This is a genomic window from Streptomyces sp. NPDC034086 (assembly GCF_055575515.1).
Genome location: NZ_JBVISM010000010.1, coordinates 55,769 through 70,514, shown reverse-complemented (window position 1 = coordinate 70,514; position 14,746 = coordinate 55,769). Strand labels below are relative to the sequence as shown.

Below are 14,746 nucleotides of genomic sequence, written 5' to 3'. Positions count from 1 at the left end.
GTTACCCGGAGTACGGCGCGGCGCTGCCCCGCGGGCGGTGCGCGGCCGGACCCGCGGGACCGGTCCGCGGGACAACCCCTAGGCTGCGCGTGTGGAGAGACCGGCGACGAGAGAGGCGGAACCCGGCGTGGAGCGCGAGTACCGGACGGAGGAACTGGCCGAGGCGGCCGGCATCCCGGTGCGCACCCTGCGCTTCTACCGCGAGCGCAAGCTGCTCCCGCCGCCGCGCCGCGAGGGCCGCATCGCCTGGTACGACGACCAGCACCTGGCCCGGCTGCGCACCATCGCCGCCCTGCTGGAACGCGGCCACACCCTCGGCGGCATCGCCGAACTGACCGCCGCCTTCGAGAAGGGCCGCGACGTCGGCCAGCTCGGCGAGCTGCTCGGCATCGGCTGGTCCGAGGAGACCCCGGTCAGGCTCTCGCCCGAGGCCCTGGCCGACTACTTCGAGGGCGAGGTCACCCCGGAGAACCTGGCGGCCTCCCTCGACCTCGGGTACCTCGCCACCGACGGCGAGGAGATCGTGCACGTCAGCCGGCGCCTGCTGGACGTCTCCTCGGCGCTGGTCCGCGAGGGCGTACCGCTGTCGGCGGTGCTGGAGACGGGCCGCCGGGTGCGCGAGCACGCCGACGCGCTGGCGGAGCTGTTCACCGAGCTGATCTCCGCCCACATCGGGCAGGACGCCCTCGGACGGCTGCGCCCGCTGGCGAAGAGCGTGGTCGAGGCGGAGCTGACGATGGTGATGGACCGCCTGCACCAGCAGCCCCCTCCGGCAGCCGAGGCAGCCGAGGCAGCCCAGGCAGCCCAGGCAGCCGAGACACCTCAGGCAGCCCACGCACCCGAAGTACCCCAGACGCCCCCCGTACTCCAGACGCCTCCCGCACCTCAGGTGCCCCAGGAACCTCAGAGTCCCGAGAGTCCCCAGATTCCTCAGACGCCAAGCTCGTAGACCACCGTCACCGGCGCGTGGTCCGACCAGCGCTCCGGATGCGTCTCGGCACGCTCGACGAAGGCCTTCACGGCCTTCGCGGCCAGCCCCGGGCTCGCGACCTGGAGGTCGATGCGCCAGCCGGCGTCGTTGTCGAAGGCCCGGCCCCGGTAGGACCACCACGAGTACGGCCCGTCCGTCTCCGGATGCAGCTCGCGCACGACGTCGACGTACCCGGCCTCCGCGTACACCTTCCCCAGCCACTCCCGCTCCTCGGGCAGGAAGCCCGCGTTCTTGCGGTTGGTCTTCCAGTTCTTGAGGTCGGCCTCGCGGTGGCAGATGTTCCAGTCCCCGCACACCACGACCTCCCGCCCGTCGGCGGCGGCGCGCGCCCTCAGCGTCCGGAGGTAGCCGGCGAACTCCTCCATGAACCGGTACTTCTCGTCCTGCTTCGCGGTGCCGGCCTCCCCGGAGGGCAGGTACAGGCTGGCGACGGTGACGCCGGGCAGGTCGACCTCCACGTACCGCCCGCTCGCGTCGAACTCGTCGCTGCCGAAGCCCACCCTCACCCGTTCGGGTACCCGCCGCGTGTACAGGGCGACGCCGGCCCGCCCCTTGACGGCCGCCGGCGCGAACACGGTGTGCCAGCCCTCGGGCTCCCTGGCCTCCGCCGGAATCTGCGCTTCCTCGGCGCGCACCTCCTGCAGGCACACGACGTCGGCGTCGGATCCGGCGAGCCACTCCACGAAGCCCTTCTTCGCGGCGGCGCGGATCCCATTCACATTCACGGTGGTCACGGTGAGCATCCCTGCACCCTAGCGGGAGGGATCCGTACGATATTCGAATGTCTCACGGTATAAACATCCGCGCCGTGCCGTACGACCACCCGGACGCGGCGGAGCTCGACGCCCAGGTCCAGGTGGAGTACCGGCAGCGCTACGACGGCGAGGGCGACGCCACCTTCCTCGACCCGGCGATGTTCGTCCCGCCCCACGGCCTCTACCTGATCGCGTACGACGCCTCGGGCGCCCCGGTGGCCAGCGGAGCCTGGCGCAGCCAGGACAAGAACGAGGAGGGCTACTCGGACGGCGACGCCGAGATCAAGCGCATGTACGTGGTCCCGCGGGCGCGCGGCCTGGGACTGGCCCGCCGCATCCTGGCGGAGCTGGAGGCCGACGCCCTGGCGGCGGGCCGCAGCCGCATGGTCCTGGAGACCGGCGACCAGCAGCCGGAGGCCATCTCCCTCTACCTCTCGTCGGGCTACGGCATGTCCGAGAAGTTCGGCTACTACCGCTTCTACGAGTCCAGCCGCTGCATGACGAAGCCGCTGCCGGCCGCCGGCTCCTGACCCGCTCCCGCGGGGCCGTACCGGCGGGTCAGCGGCGCAGCCAGGCCGCTTCGTCCGCACCCCACCGGGACGGTCCCCGCCCCCAGTCCCCGAACGGGCTCGCCGCGTACCGCAGCCTCCCGTAGCCGGAATCCGCCTCGCGCAGCCACGGCTCCGCCGAACGGCCCGGCACCGGCGCTCCCGTCCCCGCCCCGGACCCCGCCTCCGCGGCGGGAACCTCCCGCACCAGCCACGACGCCGTCCCCGCCAGCGAGAACCGCAGCGCGCGGCCGCCGCCCTCCGCCAGCGCCCGCAGCACACCCGCGGCCACCAGGTACCCGGTGCCGTGGTCCAGGGCCTGCGCCGGCAGGACCCCCGGGGCACCGTCCTCCCCGGCGCACCGCGCGGCGATCCCGTACCCGGCCTGCACCAGCGAGTCGAAGCCCCGCCGGCCCGCCCACGCCCCGTGCCACCCCCACGCGCACAATTCGGCCACCACGAGCCCCGGCCGGCGCTCCAGCAGCTCGCGCGCGCCCAGCCCGAACCGCTCCAGCGCCCCCGGCCGGTACCCCGTCACCACCACGTCGGCCGTCTCGAGGAGCCGGTCCAGCACGGCCCGGTCCGCCGCGGCCGCGAGGTCCAGCAGCGCGGAGCGCTTCCCGAAGCCGGTGTCCGCGTACGCGTCGTCCGCCTCGGGCAGCCCCGGGGAGTCGATCCGCAGCACGTCGGCGCCCAGCAGCCCCAGCGTCCGCGTCGCGACGGGCCCCGCGATCACCCGGGTCAGGTCCAGCACCCGCACCCCGGACGCGGGCGGCCCGGCCGGCCCCGGCACCCGGCCGCGCCCGGGCCCCCGTACCCACTCGACCAGCGGCTGCGGCTCCCCGTACTCCCGCGCGACCGCGACGGCGAGTCCGCCCTCCGCGTACACCGCCTCCTGCGCCTCCGTCGCGCTCCGCCCCGCGAGCGCCTCCCGCACCGCCTCGGGGGTCCCGGGCACGCCGAGCGCCCGCACCAGGGCCGCCTCGTGGTGCGGGTAGTTGGCGTGGGTCCGCACCCACCCGTCGGCCGCCCGCCAGAACCCCGACAGCGGCGCGAAGCTCACCGGCGCCCGGCCCTCCACCCGCAGGTGCCGCTCGCTGACGAACGCCGTGGCCACGGCCCCTTCGTCCACCACGACCGGAGCCGCGTCGAGCGCCGTGCCCCCGGCCCGCACGGCGGCCAGTTCGGCCGCCGCCAGCCCGCACACCCCCACGCAGGCCCGCGCCAATTCCCGCACCGGCAGCGGCCCCTCCAGCCCGCCCCGCCCCCGGAAACGCACCCGCCCGGCCAATTCCCCGTCCCCGCCGAGCGCTTCCCACGCCTGCGCGACGGCCCCGTCCGCATCCACCATGCCCCCATTGTCCCGGCACCCCTCCCGCGGACCTGGTCCGCTGAGCCGCCGGAAGCCCTCCCCCGAAAACGCCGAAATCCCGCCCCGCCTTTCGGCGGAACGGGATCTCGAGACGATTCCTGAGAGCTACTCAGGAACTGTCGTTTGTGGACCTGTGGGGATTTGAACCCCAGACCCCCTCGATGCGAACGAGGTGCGCTACCAGACTGCGCCACAGGCCCTTGCGACGTGTGAAACATTAGCATCCCCGCGCGGGTGCTCCAAAACGCGTTGTCCGGAGGGTCCGCGCAGGTCACCCGTCACTCGTTGGCGGCGCGGGGGCGGTCGTCGCTCTCGTACTGGTCGAAGAGCGGGGTGCGGCCCAGGTCGCGGCCGCGCGGACGGGGCGGGGCGGGCTGCGGGGCCGGGTCCGGTTTGGGGGCGGACGGCTGGGCGCGCAGCCGGGGGTCGGTCGGCTCGGCGGCGCTGGAGCGGGCCGCGCTCCAGCCGTCCGGGTTGACCGGGCCGGTGGCGCGGGGGGCGACCGGGGCCGTCACGTACGTCGGCAACGGGACCGGTACCGGCTCCCAGCTGTCGCCGCGCGCCGGGCCGCGCTCGCGCTCGCGCTGCTGGTCCACCCACTCGGCGTGGTCGGTCTGCTCGACGAGCGCGCGCCGCCCGGCCTCCTGCGGGGAGACCGGCGGCGCGGGGTCCGGTTCGGTGCCGGCCGGGGGTTCGGGCTGCTCGCGGTGGCGCTGGGTGCGGTCCTCACGGAGGCTGCGGGCGGCCGCCTCGGCTCGGCGGCGGTCCATCGTGAACTCGTAACGCCGTCGCTCCTGGACCCGCAGGTGCACGATGTAGGCGCTCAGCAGCAGGGCCGGCACGGCCGGGGCCCACAGGTACCGGATACCGCCGACGGCGGCGACGACCGCGCCGCCGCTGAAGGCGAGGAACAGGAGCGCGGTGGTGCGCCTGCGGCGTGCGAGTACCTGGAGGCGCTGCTGGCGGCGGGCCCGCTCGGCCTCGGCCGACCTCAGTTCGACCCTGGTCGGGGGTACGGCGACGGCCCGGGCGTCGGCGTCCACGGAATTCACCGTTTCCGTCGCCGCTTCCGGGTCCGCGTGGGGCTGGGCCTCAGCCTGATCCTCACCGCGCTCACGCAGGCCCTTGGCGTAACGGCGCTCCATTCCCGCCCGGCCGGAAAGCAGCCGGATGGCGGTGGAGAAGCGTTCCGTCGGACGCGCTTCGTTCAGCTCGTCCTGCCTCCGGAGCCACATGGGCACCAAGTAGGCGGCCCAGGCCCCGACGATGACTGCGTAGATGAGGCCGCTGCTGCTCACACCTCACACCGTAGAGGGGCGCGGCCGAGGGGATCAGCCAATTGGGCCGGTGTGTCGCACGATCCGGCTGATATCACCGACTTTTTTTGTGATTCTTCGGATCAGGTTATGGGCGAGCCGGGCACAAATTCGAACGCTTTTGCGATTACGTGTTTTACGCGGACGCCGACGGGGGACTTTCCCGCTTGCGCGTCCGGTGCCAGCGGCGCAGCAGCCCCTGCGGAACCTCCTCCGCGGTGAGCGCGAACACCAGGTGGTCGCGCCACGCCCCGTCGATATGGAGATAACGCGGCCGCAGCCCCTCCTCACGGAACCCGAGCTTCTCCACGACGCGGCGGCTGGGCCCGTTCTCGGGGCGGATGCACACCTCGATCCGGTGCAGCCCGACCTTCTGGAAGCAGTGGTCCACCGCGAGCGCGACCGCCGTCGGCATCACCCCGCGGCCGGCCACGTCCCGGTCCACCCAGTAGCCCACATGGGCGGCGCACATCGAGCCCCAGGTGATCCCGGCGACCGTCAGCTGGCCGACCAGCCGCCCCCGGTACTCGATGACGAAGGGCAGCATCCGGCCCGCCTGGGCCTCCGCCCGCAGGTGGCGGACCATCTGCCGGTACGTCGGCCGGTGGATCACCGGCCCCCACGGCGTGGGCGGCGGGATCGTCGCCTCCCACGGCCGCAGCCAGTCCCGGTTGCGCTGGTTGACCTCGCGCCAGGCGCGCTGGTCCCGCAGCTTTATCGGCCGGAGCGTGACATCGCCGTCCGTCAGCACCACCGGCCAGGTGGGGCCGTTCAGCTCGGGCTCCCGGCCGCCGCGTCAGGCCTGGGATGGTCGCCGCCCCGGATCTGGTCGACGGCGTGGGGCAGAATCCGCGACAGCACCGCGAGGCCGTCCTTCACCCCGCCCGTGGAACCGGGCAGGTTCACGATCAGCGTGCGCCCGGCCACGCCCGCCAGGCCCCGCGACAGGGCGGCGGTGGGCACCTTGGCCAGGCCCTCCGCACGGATGGCCTGCGGGATGCCGGGGATCTCGTAGTCCAGCACCCGGCCGGTGGCGTCCGGGGTGCGGTCGGTCGGCGAGATGCCGGTGCCGCCGGTGGTCAGGATGACGTCGTAGCCGGCGGCCACGCCCTCGCGCAGGGCCCGCTCCACGGGGTCGCCGTCCGGGACCACGCGCGGGCCGTCCACCGTGAAGCCGAGCTTCTCCAGCGCCGCGGCCAGCAGCGGGCCGCCCTTGTCGGCGTACACGCCCTGGGAGGCGCGGTTCGAGGCGGTGACGACGAGGGCCCGCCCCACGGGCGCCCCGTCGGCGGGCCGCCCCGCCGACGGGGCCCCGCCGGTCTCCGCCGGCACGTGGCTGTGCACCTCGCCACCGCGCGGGGGCGTCACGCGCGGCTCCAGTCGCCGGACTTCCCGCCGGTCTTCTCCTCCACCCGGACGTCGGTGATGACCGCGCCCTTGTCGACGGCCTTCACCATGTCGATCACGGTCAGGCCGGCGACGGCGACCGCCGTCAGCGCCTCCATCTCGACGCCCGTACGGTCGGTGGTCCTGACGGTGGCGAGGATCTCGATGGCGTCGTCGGCGACCTTCAGGTCCACCTTCACCCCGGACACCGCCAGCGGGTGGCAGAGCGGGATCAGGTCCGGGGTCTTCTTGGCCCCCATGATCCCGGCGATCCGGGCGGTGGCGAGGGCGTCACCCTTCGGCACGCCCTCGCCGCGCAGCAGCTCGATCACCCGCGGCGAGACGAGGACGCGTCCGCTGGCGCGCGCCGTCCTGGTGGTGACGTCCTTCTCGGAGACGTCGACCATCCGGGCCGCGCCGGCCTCGTCGATGTGCGTCAGCCTGCTCTGCGTACTCATGTCTGCGTGCCGCTCCCGCTCCGGGCCCCCTGGAGCCTGGGGCCTGTGTGATGCAACACGCTACCCGCACCGGGCGCCGCTCAGCCGAGCAGGATCACTTCCAGCTCGGCCCCGGGCTCCACGGAGGTGACGTCCTCCGGTACGACGATCAGCGCGTCGGCGTGCGCCAGCGCGGCGATCAGGTGCGAGCCGGACCCGCCGACCGGGGCGACCGTCCCGGCCGCGGCGTCGTACTTGCCGCGCAGGAACTGGCGGCGGGCCGCCGGGGAGCCGAGCGGCTCCTCGGCCTTCAGTACGGCGCGCACACCGGGCCGGGAGACCTCGGACTTCGGCAGGCCCATGAGCGCCCGGATGGCGGGGCGCGCGAACAGCTCGAAGGAGACGTACGAGGACACCGGGTTGCCGGGCAGCGCCAGCAGCGGGGTGTGGTCGGGGCCGACCGTGCCGAAGCCCTGCGGCTTGCCGGGCTGCATGGCGAGCTTGCGGAAGTCGACACCGCCGCCCGAGGGCTCGCCGTCGGCGCCGGACCCGGTGGCGGTCAGGGCCTCCTTCACCACGTCGTACGCGCCGACGCTGACCCCGCCGGTGGTGACGATCAGGTCGGCCCGGATCAGCTGGTCCTCGATGGTGGAGCGCAGGGTGTCGGCGTCGTCGGCGACCGCGCCGACGCGGTAGGCGATGGCGCCGGCGTCACGCGCGGCGGCGGCCAGCGCGAAGCTGTTGGAGTCGTAGATCGTCCCGGGGGCCAGCGCCTCGCCCGGCTGGACCAGCTCGCTGCCGGTGGACAGGACGACCACGCGCGGGCGCGGCCGGACCCGTACGTTGCCCCGGCCGATCGCCGCCAGCAGGGCGATCTGCGGCGGGCCGAGGACGGTGCCCGCGGCCAGCGCCAGGTCGCCGGCCTGTACGTCGCTTCCGCGCGGACGCACGTGCGCCCGCGCCTCGGCCGCGCGGTGGACGCGTACCTCGCCCTCCGCGCCCTCGGGCGCGGCACTGGCCGGGGTCATCCCGGAGGCGGCGGAGCCGCCCGTGCCTCCGTCGGTCCACTCGACCGGTACGACGGCTTCCGCGCCGGGCGGCAGCGGGGCACCGGTCATGATGCGGGCGGCCTGACCGGGGCCGACGGTGGGCAGCTCGCCGCTGCCCGCCGCCACGTCGCCGATGACGGCGAGCACCGCGGGGAACTCCTCGCTCGCACCCTGGACGTCGGCCGTGCGGACGGCGTACCCGTCCATGGAGCTGTTGTCGAAGGGCGGCAGGGCGACGGGCACGGTGACGTCCTCGACCAGGACACAGCCCTGGGCGTCCAGCAGCTGGAGCTCGATGGGCTCCAGCGGCCGGACGGCGGCGAGGACGTCCGCGAGGTGCTCGTCCACCGACCACAGACGGTGCTGGCCGGCGTCCTGCGGTGCGGAACTGCTCAAGGTGCTACATCTCCTCCGTGACGTAACGGTGAAGCCAGGTGCGGAACTCCGGGCCCAGGTCCTCACGTTCGCACGCGAGTCGGACGATGGCCCGCAGGTAGTCACCCCGGTCCCCGGTGTCGTAGCGGCGGCCCCGGAAGACCACACCGTGCACCGGGCCGCCCACGCTGTCGTCGGCGGCCAGCTTCTGCAGGGCGTCGGTGAGCTGGATCTCCCCACCGCGGCCCGGCTCGGTCTCCCGCAGTATGCCGAAGATCGCGGGGTGGAGGACATAGCGTCCGATGACCGCGTAGTTGCTGGGCGCCTCGGACGGCTCCGGCTTCTCGACGAGTCCGGTGACCCGGACGACGCCGTCCTCGCCGGTCGGCTCGACGGCGGCGCAGCCGTAGAGGTGCACGTTGGCGGGGTCGACCTCCATCAGCGCGATGACGGTGCCGCCGGTGGCGGCGTGGACGTCGACCATCTGGCGCAGGAGCGGGTCGCGCGGGTCGATCAGGTCGTCGCCGAGGAGGACGGCGAAGGGCTCGTTGCCGACGTGCGGCTCGGCGCACAGGACGGCGTGGCCGAGACCGCGCGGGTCGCCCTGGCGGACGTAGTGCATGGTGGCCAGGTCGCTGGACTCCTGCACCTTCTTCAGCCGGTCGTCGTCACCCTTGGCGATCAGAGCCGACTCGAGTTCGTAGTTCCGGTCGAAGTGGTCCTCGAGGGGCCGCTTGTTACGGCCTGTGATCATGAGGACGTCGTCCAGGCCGGCCGAGACGGCCTCCTCGACGACGTACTGGATCGCCGGCTTGTCCACGACCGGGAGCATTTCCTTCGGGGTCGCCTTGGTCGCCGGAAGGAACCGAGTGCCGAGCCCCGCAGCCGGGATAACGGCCTTCTTGATCACTGGGTGCGACTGAATCATGGGCAGAACGATAGTGGGTCACACTGCGCGCCCAGCGCGGTTCTGGTGAATATGCCCGACTTGATTCATATGTGAAAGGAATTGTGACGAGACCGTGGTACAGAACTCGCCCGGAAACCACCCGGTCGTACCCGAAAAGGCATCCCTGCGCCGGGAACTCCTCTCCGCCCGCCGCGCCCTGCCGGCCGGAGCCCGCGAGGCGGCGGCCCGCGCGCTGTCCCGTTCCGCGCTCACCCTGCCGGAACTGGCCGGCGCGCGCACGGTCGCGGCGTACGTCTCCGTCGGCGCGGAACCGGGCACCCGCGAGCTGCTCGACGCGCTGCGGGCGGCCGGCAAGCGGGTGCTGCTGCCCCTGCTGCTGCCCGACAACGACCTGGACTGGGCCGCGTACGAGGGCCCGGACAGCCTCGCCGAAGCCGCGCACCCGGGCAGGATGCGGCTGCTGGAGCCCTCCGGCGCCCCGCTCGGCCCGGACGCCGTGACCGGCGCCGACGCCGTGCTGCTGCCCGGGCTCGCGGTGGACGGGCGCGGGATGCGGCTCGGTCGCGGCGGGGGCTCGTACGACCGGGTGCTCGCGCGCCTGGAGCGCGCCGGCGCGCATCCCGCGCTGGTGGTGCTCCTGTACGACGAAGAGGTGGTCGCGCGGGTCCCGGAGGAACCGCACGACCACCCCGTGCAGGCGGTGGCCACCCCGTCGGGGGTCGTGCGCTTCACCGCGTGATCAGCCCATAAGCCGGTCAGCCCGTCGGCCGGTCAGCGGACGAGACGGTCAGCGGAGGAGCCGCCCCGCCGGCCGGACGCCACGCCCGCCCCGCGCCCGTCTCGCGATCACGGCTTGAGCGTCAGGGTGTCCACTGTCGACTTGTCGACGGCGTCCTTCCCGAAGGACCACTCCAGCAGTTCACCCTTGGCCCACAGGGCCGTCTGGTCCGTGTACGTGCCGTTGTACGCGTGGCCCGAGGCGCCCGTCAGGTTGATCCAGCGGGACTTGTCCAGGTCGCCGAGGTTCACGATCATCCGCATCGACGGCACCCAGGTGACGTCGTAGCCGCTGGAGGCGTTCCAGCCGGTGGCGTTGACGGTGGCCTCGCCGCCGCCCAGGTTCCAGGGACCGCGGTTGAGGACCCACTGCATGAAGCCCGGGCCCTCCTTGCCGATCGTCTGGTTCTTCAGCGTCAGCTGGTGCAGCCGGCCCCAGCTCCAGGTCGACTGGTCCTTGCCGAGCTTGGCCGTCAGCTCCCAGCGGGCGTCTTCCATGGCCCGCGCGAAGAGCTCGTCCCGGGTCTTGATCGGCTTGTCGTGGACGGTCTTCGGGGTGGCCCGCCACCACGGCGACTTCTCGTCCTTGACCAGCCGGCGGACCACCTCGAACCAGCGGTCGCCGCCGTCCGGCTGCGCCGAGTCCGGGCCGCGCGTACCGCATTCGCGGACCGTCTTGGTGAGGTCGTCGTTCGGGCCGGTGCTCTCCTCGCTGACGTTCATGCAGCTGCCCTCGACCCGCAGCTCCTGCGGCATCTTGTCGCCGAAGGCCAGCTTGAGGATGTTGCGCCAGACCGCGTTGAAGTACGCGGCCGCCGCGGAGTCGGGCTCCTGCGTGTAGTTCCAGCCCTCGAGCAGCTTCTGCGCCGAACGCACGTCCGGGTCCGAGACCGGGATCTTGGCCAGCATCGGGGTCAGCAGCGCGGCGATCTCGCTGCTGTTGTCCATCTGCATGGTCCGCATGTCGTCGGTGGAGATCTTGCCGTTGTCCTTGGTCTTCGCCTCGATGAGGTCGTTGATCCGCTGGCTCCGGGCGCCGTAGCCCCAGTCCGTGGTCAGCACGTACGGGTACTTGCCGGCGCCGGTGCCGGACTCGGTGACGGCCTGGTTGGCGGTGACGATGTAGCCGCGCGCCGGGTTGAGCTCCCAGGGCATCTCGTTCTGGGGGATGTAGCCGGCGTTGCCGTCCCGGCCGCCCTTCCATGCGTACTTGGGGTCCCAGCCGGGCGCCGGCAGGCGGCCGTCACCCTGGTTGCGGATCGGGATGCGGCCCGGGGCCTGGTAGCCGATGTTGCCGTTCGCACCCTTGTTGTCGGCGTAGATCAGGTTCTGCGAGGGGACCTCGAAGTCGGCCGCCGCGGCGCGGAAGCTGTTGAAGTCCTTGGCCCGGTCGAGCTTGAACACGGCGTCCATCGACTTGCCCGGGTCCAGGGCGGTCCAGCGCAGGGCGACGGCGTAGCCGTTGCCGCGGTCGGGGGCCGAGCTGGGGACGGGCGCGCGGGAGCCGACGGTCTCGAGTTCGTCGCTGCGGTCGGAGATCAGCGGTCCGTTGTTGGTGGTGCGGACGGTGATCTTCTTGCTCTTGCCGCCCGCGACCTTGATCTCCTCTTCACGGGTGGTGAAGGGGACGACCTTGTTGTCGTAGACGTAGCCCTCGGGACGGACCTGCTCCAGGTAGAGGTCGGTCACGTCGGCGCCGAGGTTCGTCATGCCCCAGGCGATGTCGGCGTTGTGGCCGATGACCACGCCGGGCATGCCGGAGAAGGTGTAGCCGGCCACGTCGTACTGGCACTGCGGCGAGACGGCGCGGCAGTGCAGGCCCATCTGGTACCAGACCGAGGGCAGCTGCGGGGACAGGTGCGGGTCGTTCGCGAGGAGCGGCTTGCCGGTGGTCGTGTGCTGGCCGGAGATGACCCAGGAGTTCGATCCGATGCCGCTGCCGTTGGGGCCGAGGATGGCCGGGATCTCGTCCAGGGTCTTGGCGAGGGCGCCGAGCTGCGTGCGCAGGCCGACGGTCGCGCCCTGGGCGGTGGCGTTGTCGGCGAGGCCGGTGGGGGTGCCGGTGCCGCCGTTGGGAGTGGTCTGCGAGCCGGTGCCGGAGGCCGTGCCGGTGCCCGGCGTGGATCCCGTGCCGGTGCCGGTGCCGGTGCCGGTACCCCTGCCGGTGCCGGTCGAGCCGGCGCCGGGGGTGCCCTGGGGCGCGTACTTGCCGCCCGCGACGGTGCCGCCCTCGACGACCGGCTTGTTCCGGTCGAACGGGTACGGCGGGTAGAGCTCGTCGATCTGCGCCTGCGAGAGCTTGTTCGTCATCAGCGAGCGGTCGATCTCGTCCTGCATGTTGCCGCGCAGGTCCCAGGCCATCGCCTTGAGCCAGGCCACCGAGTCCACCGGCGTCCACTGCGCCGGCTTGTAGCCGTCGGTCAGCTTGAGCGCGGCGTGCTCGACGGAGAGGTCCTTGCCGGCCTTCCCCTTCAGGTACGCGTTGACCCCGTCGGCGTAGGCCTGGAGGTACTTCTTCGTCTCCGCGGAGAGCTTCTTGTCGTACTCCTCCTGCGCGACGTGGCGCCAGCCGAGGGTGCGCAGGAAGGCGTCGGTCTCGACCTGTCCGGAGCCGAACATCTCCGAGAGCCGGCCGGAGGTCATGTGACGGCGTACGTCCATCTCCCAGAACCGGTCCTGCGCGTGCACGAAGCCCTGCGCGCGGAAGAGGTCCTCGTCGTGGTCGGCGTAGAGCTGCGGAATTCCGTGCTCGTCGCGCTTCACTTCGACGGTCCCGGTCAGGCCTGGGACCTTGAGGGAGCCGGTCGTCTGCGGGAAGGAGGCGCGCACGGTGTCCACGCTCCAGTACGCGCCGTAGCCGAGGCCCGCCAAGAGCGCCAGGACCATGACGAGCACGAGCATGCGTGCGCGTCGTCCCTTCTTCTTGACGGAAGGTCCGGATTCATTGGCGGGCATCGCTGTCCTTAGAGGGGCAGGGTGGTCCTGGGATTGCTGGGAGCAACCATAGGCGCAGGACCGCCTTCGTTGATCCGCCAGGGGTCGAGGTCCGTAGGACAGGCGGCATCGGGCGTTTCACAATGTGGGTATCGCGTAAAGAGCGCGTCAAAGATTAGGTAAGGTAACGAAGTACTTGCCGCATGCGCCGCCGGAGGAACGATCCACCAGGCACGCTCTGAGGAAAGGGCCGCCCGCTGACTGTCCACACGCTCAATGAGCTCCTGCTGGTCTGTTCGCTCGTGCTGCTCGTCGCCGTCGCGGCGGTGCGCGTCTCCTCACGCAGCGGCCTCCCCAGCCTGCTCATCTACCTCGGCATAGGCGTCGCGATAGGCCAGGACGGCATCGGCAACGTCGTCTTCGACAACGCCGAGCTGACGCAGGTCATCGGCTACGCGGCGCTCGTCGTCATCCTCGCCGAGGGCGGTCTGGGCACCAAGTGGAAAGAGATCAGACCGGCGTTGCCGGCGGCGGTGGTCCTGTCGCTGCTCGGTGTCGCGGTCAGCGTGGGCGTGACGGCGGCGGGCGCGTACTACCTGGTCGGGCTGGAGTGGCGCCAGGCGCTGCTGATCGGCGCGGTCGTCTCCTCGACCGACGCCGCGGCCGTCTTCTCCGTCCTGCGCAAGGTTCCGCTGCCGGCGCGCGTGACGGGTGTACTGGAGGCCGAGTCCGGCTTCAACGACGCTCCGGTCGTCATCCTGGTGGTGGCCTTCGCGGCGGTCGGCCCGGTGGACGAGTGGTACGTACTGCTCGGCAAGATCGCGCTGGAGCTGGCGATCGGCGCCGCGATCGGTCTGACGGTGGGCTTCCTGGGGGCGTACGGCCTGCGGCACGTGGCACTGCCCGCCTCGGGCCTCTACCCGATCGCGGTGATGGCGATAGCCGTGACCGCGTACGCGGCCGGTGCGATGGCGCACGGCTCCGGGTTCCTCGCGGTGTACCTGGCGGCGATGGTGCTGGGGAACGCGAAGCTGCCGCACTGGCCGGCCACGCGCGGGTTCGCGGACGGGCTCGGCTGGATCGCGCAGATCGGCATGTTCGTGCTGCTGGGTCTGCTGGTGACCCCGCACGAGCTGGTGCACGACTTCTGGCCCGCGGTGATCATCGGACTGGTGCTGACGATGGTGGCGCGGCCGCTGGAGGTCTTCCTCAGCCTGCTGCCCTTCCGGATCCCCTGGCAGGAGCAGGCCCTGATGTCGTGGGCCGGCCTGCGCGGTGCCGTACCCATCATCCTGGCGACGATCCCGCTGGTGACGGGGATCGAGGGCAGTGACCGGGTCTTCAACATCGTGTTCGTGCTGGTGGTCGTCTACACGCTGGTGCAGGGGCCGACCCTGCCGTGGCTGGCGCGCAAGCTGAACCTGGGCGACACCGACGAGGGCGCCTCGGACCTGGGGATCGAGTCGGCGCCGCTGGAGAAGCTGCGCGGGCACCTGCTGTCCTTCGCCATCCCGGCCGCCTCGCGGATGCACGGCGTGGAGGTCGGCGAGCTGCGGCTGCCGGCGGGGGCGTCGGTGACGCTGGTGGTGCGGGACGCGAAGAGCTTCGTTCCGTCGCCGACGACCGTGCTGCGGCGCGGGGACGAGCTGCTGGTGGTGGCCACGGATCCGGTGCGGGACGCGGCGGAGGCGCGGCTGCGGGCGGTGGCGCGCGGCGGCAAGCTGGCGGGGTGGCTGGGAACCGGTGGCGGAACGTCACTGTGAGTGGTGAGTGAGGGCGGGAACACCGCGCGGATGGCCGATTTTCGTTAGAGCGGCGTTCCAATTCGGCCATTTTCGCTGCCCCGTGGCCGGACTTACACCCCTTTCAGTGGGCGCGGAATGCAAAGTTCCAGTT

At 72.4% G+C, this 14,746-nt stretch carries 12 protein-coding genes, 1 tRNA gene and 1 pseudogene; 4 read left to right on the top strand and 10 right to left on the bottom strand.

Annotated elements, in window-relative coordinates; genetic code table 11:
- Positions 1 to 91: 91 nt before the first annotated feature.
- Positions 92 to 775, top strand: a pseudogene (locus tag ACZ514_RS22250) (MerR family transcriptional regulator); the annotation flags it as partial.
- Between the two features lie 155 nt (positions 776 to 930).
- Here ACZ514_RS22250 and ACZ514_RS22245 read toward each other — a convergent pair.
- The gene (locus ACZ514_RS22245) at positions 931 to 1,734 is read right to left on the bottom strand and encodes an exodeoxyribonuclease III (RefSeq protein ID WP_468167667.1); all 804 of its coding nucleotides are present in this window, start codon (positions 1,732 to 1,734) and stop codon (positions 931 to 933) included.
- A 38-nt stretch (positions 1,735 to 1,772) separates the two neighbouring features.
- Here ACZ514_RS22245 and ACZ514_RS22240 point away from each other — a divergent pair, with 38 nt between their 5' ends.
- Positions 1,773 to 2,276, top strand: coding sequence for a GNAT family N-acetyltransferase (locus ACZ514_RS22240; RefSeq protein ID WP_468167665.1), 504 nt, complete (start codon positions 1,773 to 1,775; stop codon positions 2,274 to 2,276).
- A 28-nt stretch (positions 2,277 to 2,304) separates the two neighbouring features.
- Here ACZ514_RS22240 and ACZ514_RS22235 read toward each other — a convergent pair whose 3' ends face one another.
- The 8 genes from ACZ514_RS22235 to galU all read right to left on the bottom strand — a co-directional run bounded on the left by ACZ514_RS22235 (position 2,305) and on the right by galU (position 9,157).
- On the bottom strand, positions 2,305 to 3,645 hold the full coding sequence (locus tag ACZ514_RS22235) for a CoA transferase (protein ID WP_469125464.1): 1,341 nt from the start codon (positions 3,643 to 3,645) through the stop codon (positions 2,305 to 2,307).
- Positions 3,646 to 3,792: 147 nt separating this feature from the next.
- Positions 3,793 to 3,866 (bottom strand) — tRNA-Ala (locus tag ACZ514_RS22230).
- Between the two features lie 78 nt (positions 3,867 to 3,944).
- A complete protein-coding gene (gene sepX, locus ACZ514_RS22225; protein ID WP_469125463.1) occupies positions 3,945 to 4,964 on the bottom strand; it encodes a divisome protein SepX/GlpR in 1,020 nt (339 codons plus the stop codon).
- A 154-nt stretch (positions 4,965 to 5,118) separates the two neighbouring features.
- Positions 5,119 to 5,736 (bottom strand): GNAT family N-acetyltransferase, encoded by a 618-nt coding sequence (locus tag ACZ514_RS22220; RefSeq protein WP_468167659.1) that lies wholly within the window; start codon positions 5,734 to 5,736, stop codon positions 5,119 to 5,121.
- 17 nt (positions 5,737 to 5,753) lie between these two features.
- Entirely contained in the window at positions 5,754 to 6,314 is a 561-nt protein-coding gene (locus ACZ514_RS22215) for a MogA/MoaB family molybdenum cofactor biosynthesis protein (RefSeq protein WP_468167913.1), read from the bottom strand.
- A gap of 32 nt (positions 6,315 to 6,346) precedes the next feature.
- Positions 6,347 to 6,826 (bottom strand): cyclic pyranopterin monophosphate synthase MoaC, encoded by a 480-nt coding sequence (gene moaC, locus ACZ514_RS22210; protein ID WP_469125462.1) that lies wholly within the window; start codon positions 6,824 to 6,826, stop codon positions 6,347 to 6,349.
- Positions 6,827 to 6,906: 80 nt separating this feature from the next.
- Positions 6,907 to 8,250, bottom strand: a complete 1,344-nt coding sequence (gene glp / locus ACZ514_RS22205) for a molybdotransferase-like divisome protein Glp (protein ID WP_469125461.1) — start codon at positions 8,248 to 8,250, stop codon at positions 6,907 to 6,909.
- A gap of 4 nt (positions 8,251 to 8,254) precedes the next feature.
- Entirely contained in the window at positions 8,255 to 9,157 is a 903-nt protein-coding gene (galU, locus tag ACZ514_RS22200) for a UTP--glucose-1-phosphate uridylyltransferase GalU (protein ID WP_468167655.1), read from the bottom strand.
- 94 nt (positions 9,158 to 9,251) lie between these two features.
- On the opposite strand from galU, the gene ACZ514_RS22195 reads away from it, so the two are divergent.
- Positions 9,252 to 9,878, top strand: a complete 627-nt coding sequence (locus ACZ514_RS22195) for a 5-formyltetrahydrofolate cyclo-ligase (RefSeq protein ID WP_468699377.1) — start codon at positions 9,252 to 9,254, stop codon at positions 9,876 to 9,878.
- 107 nt (positions 9,879 to 9,985) lie between these two features.
- Here ACZ514_RS22195 and ACZ514_RS22190 read toward each other — a convergent pair whose 3' ends face one another.
- Positions 9,986 to 12,871 carry a penicillin acylase family protein gene (locus ACZ514_RS22190; protein WP_469125460.1) on the bottom strand — a complete coding sequence of 962 codons (2,886 nt, stop codon included), beginning with the start codon at positions 12,869 to 12,871 and terminating at the stop codon, positions 9,986 to 9,988.
- Between the two features lie 236 nt (positions 12,872 to 13,107).
- Between ACZ514_RS22190 and ACZ514_RS22185 the strand changes: the two genes are divergently transcribed.
- Positions 13,108 to 14,613: a potassium/proton antiporter gene (locus ACZ514_RS22185; protein ID WP_468699438.1), complete on the top strand. Its 1,506-nt coding sequence runs from the start codon at positions 13,108 to 13,110 to the stop codon at positions 14,611 to 14,613.
- Positions 14,614 to 14,746 lie beyond the last annotated feature (133 nt).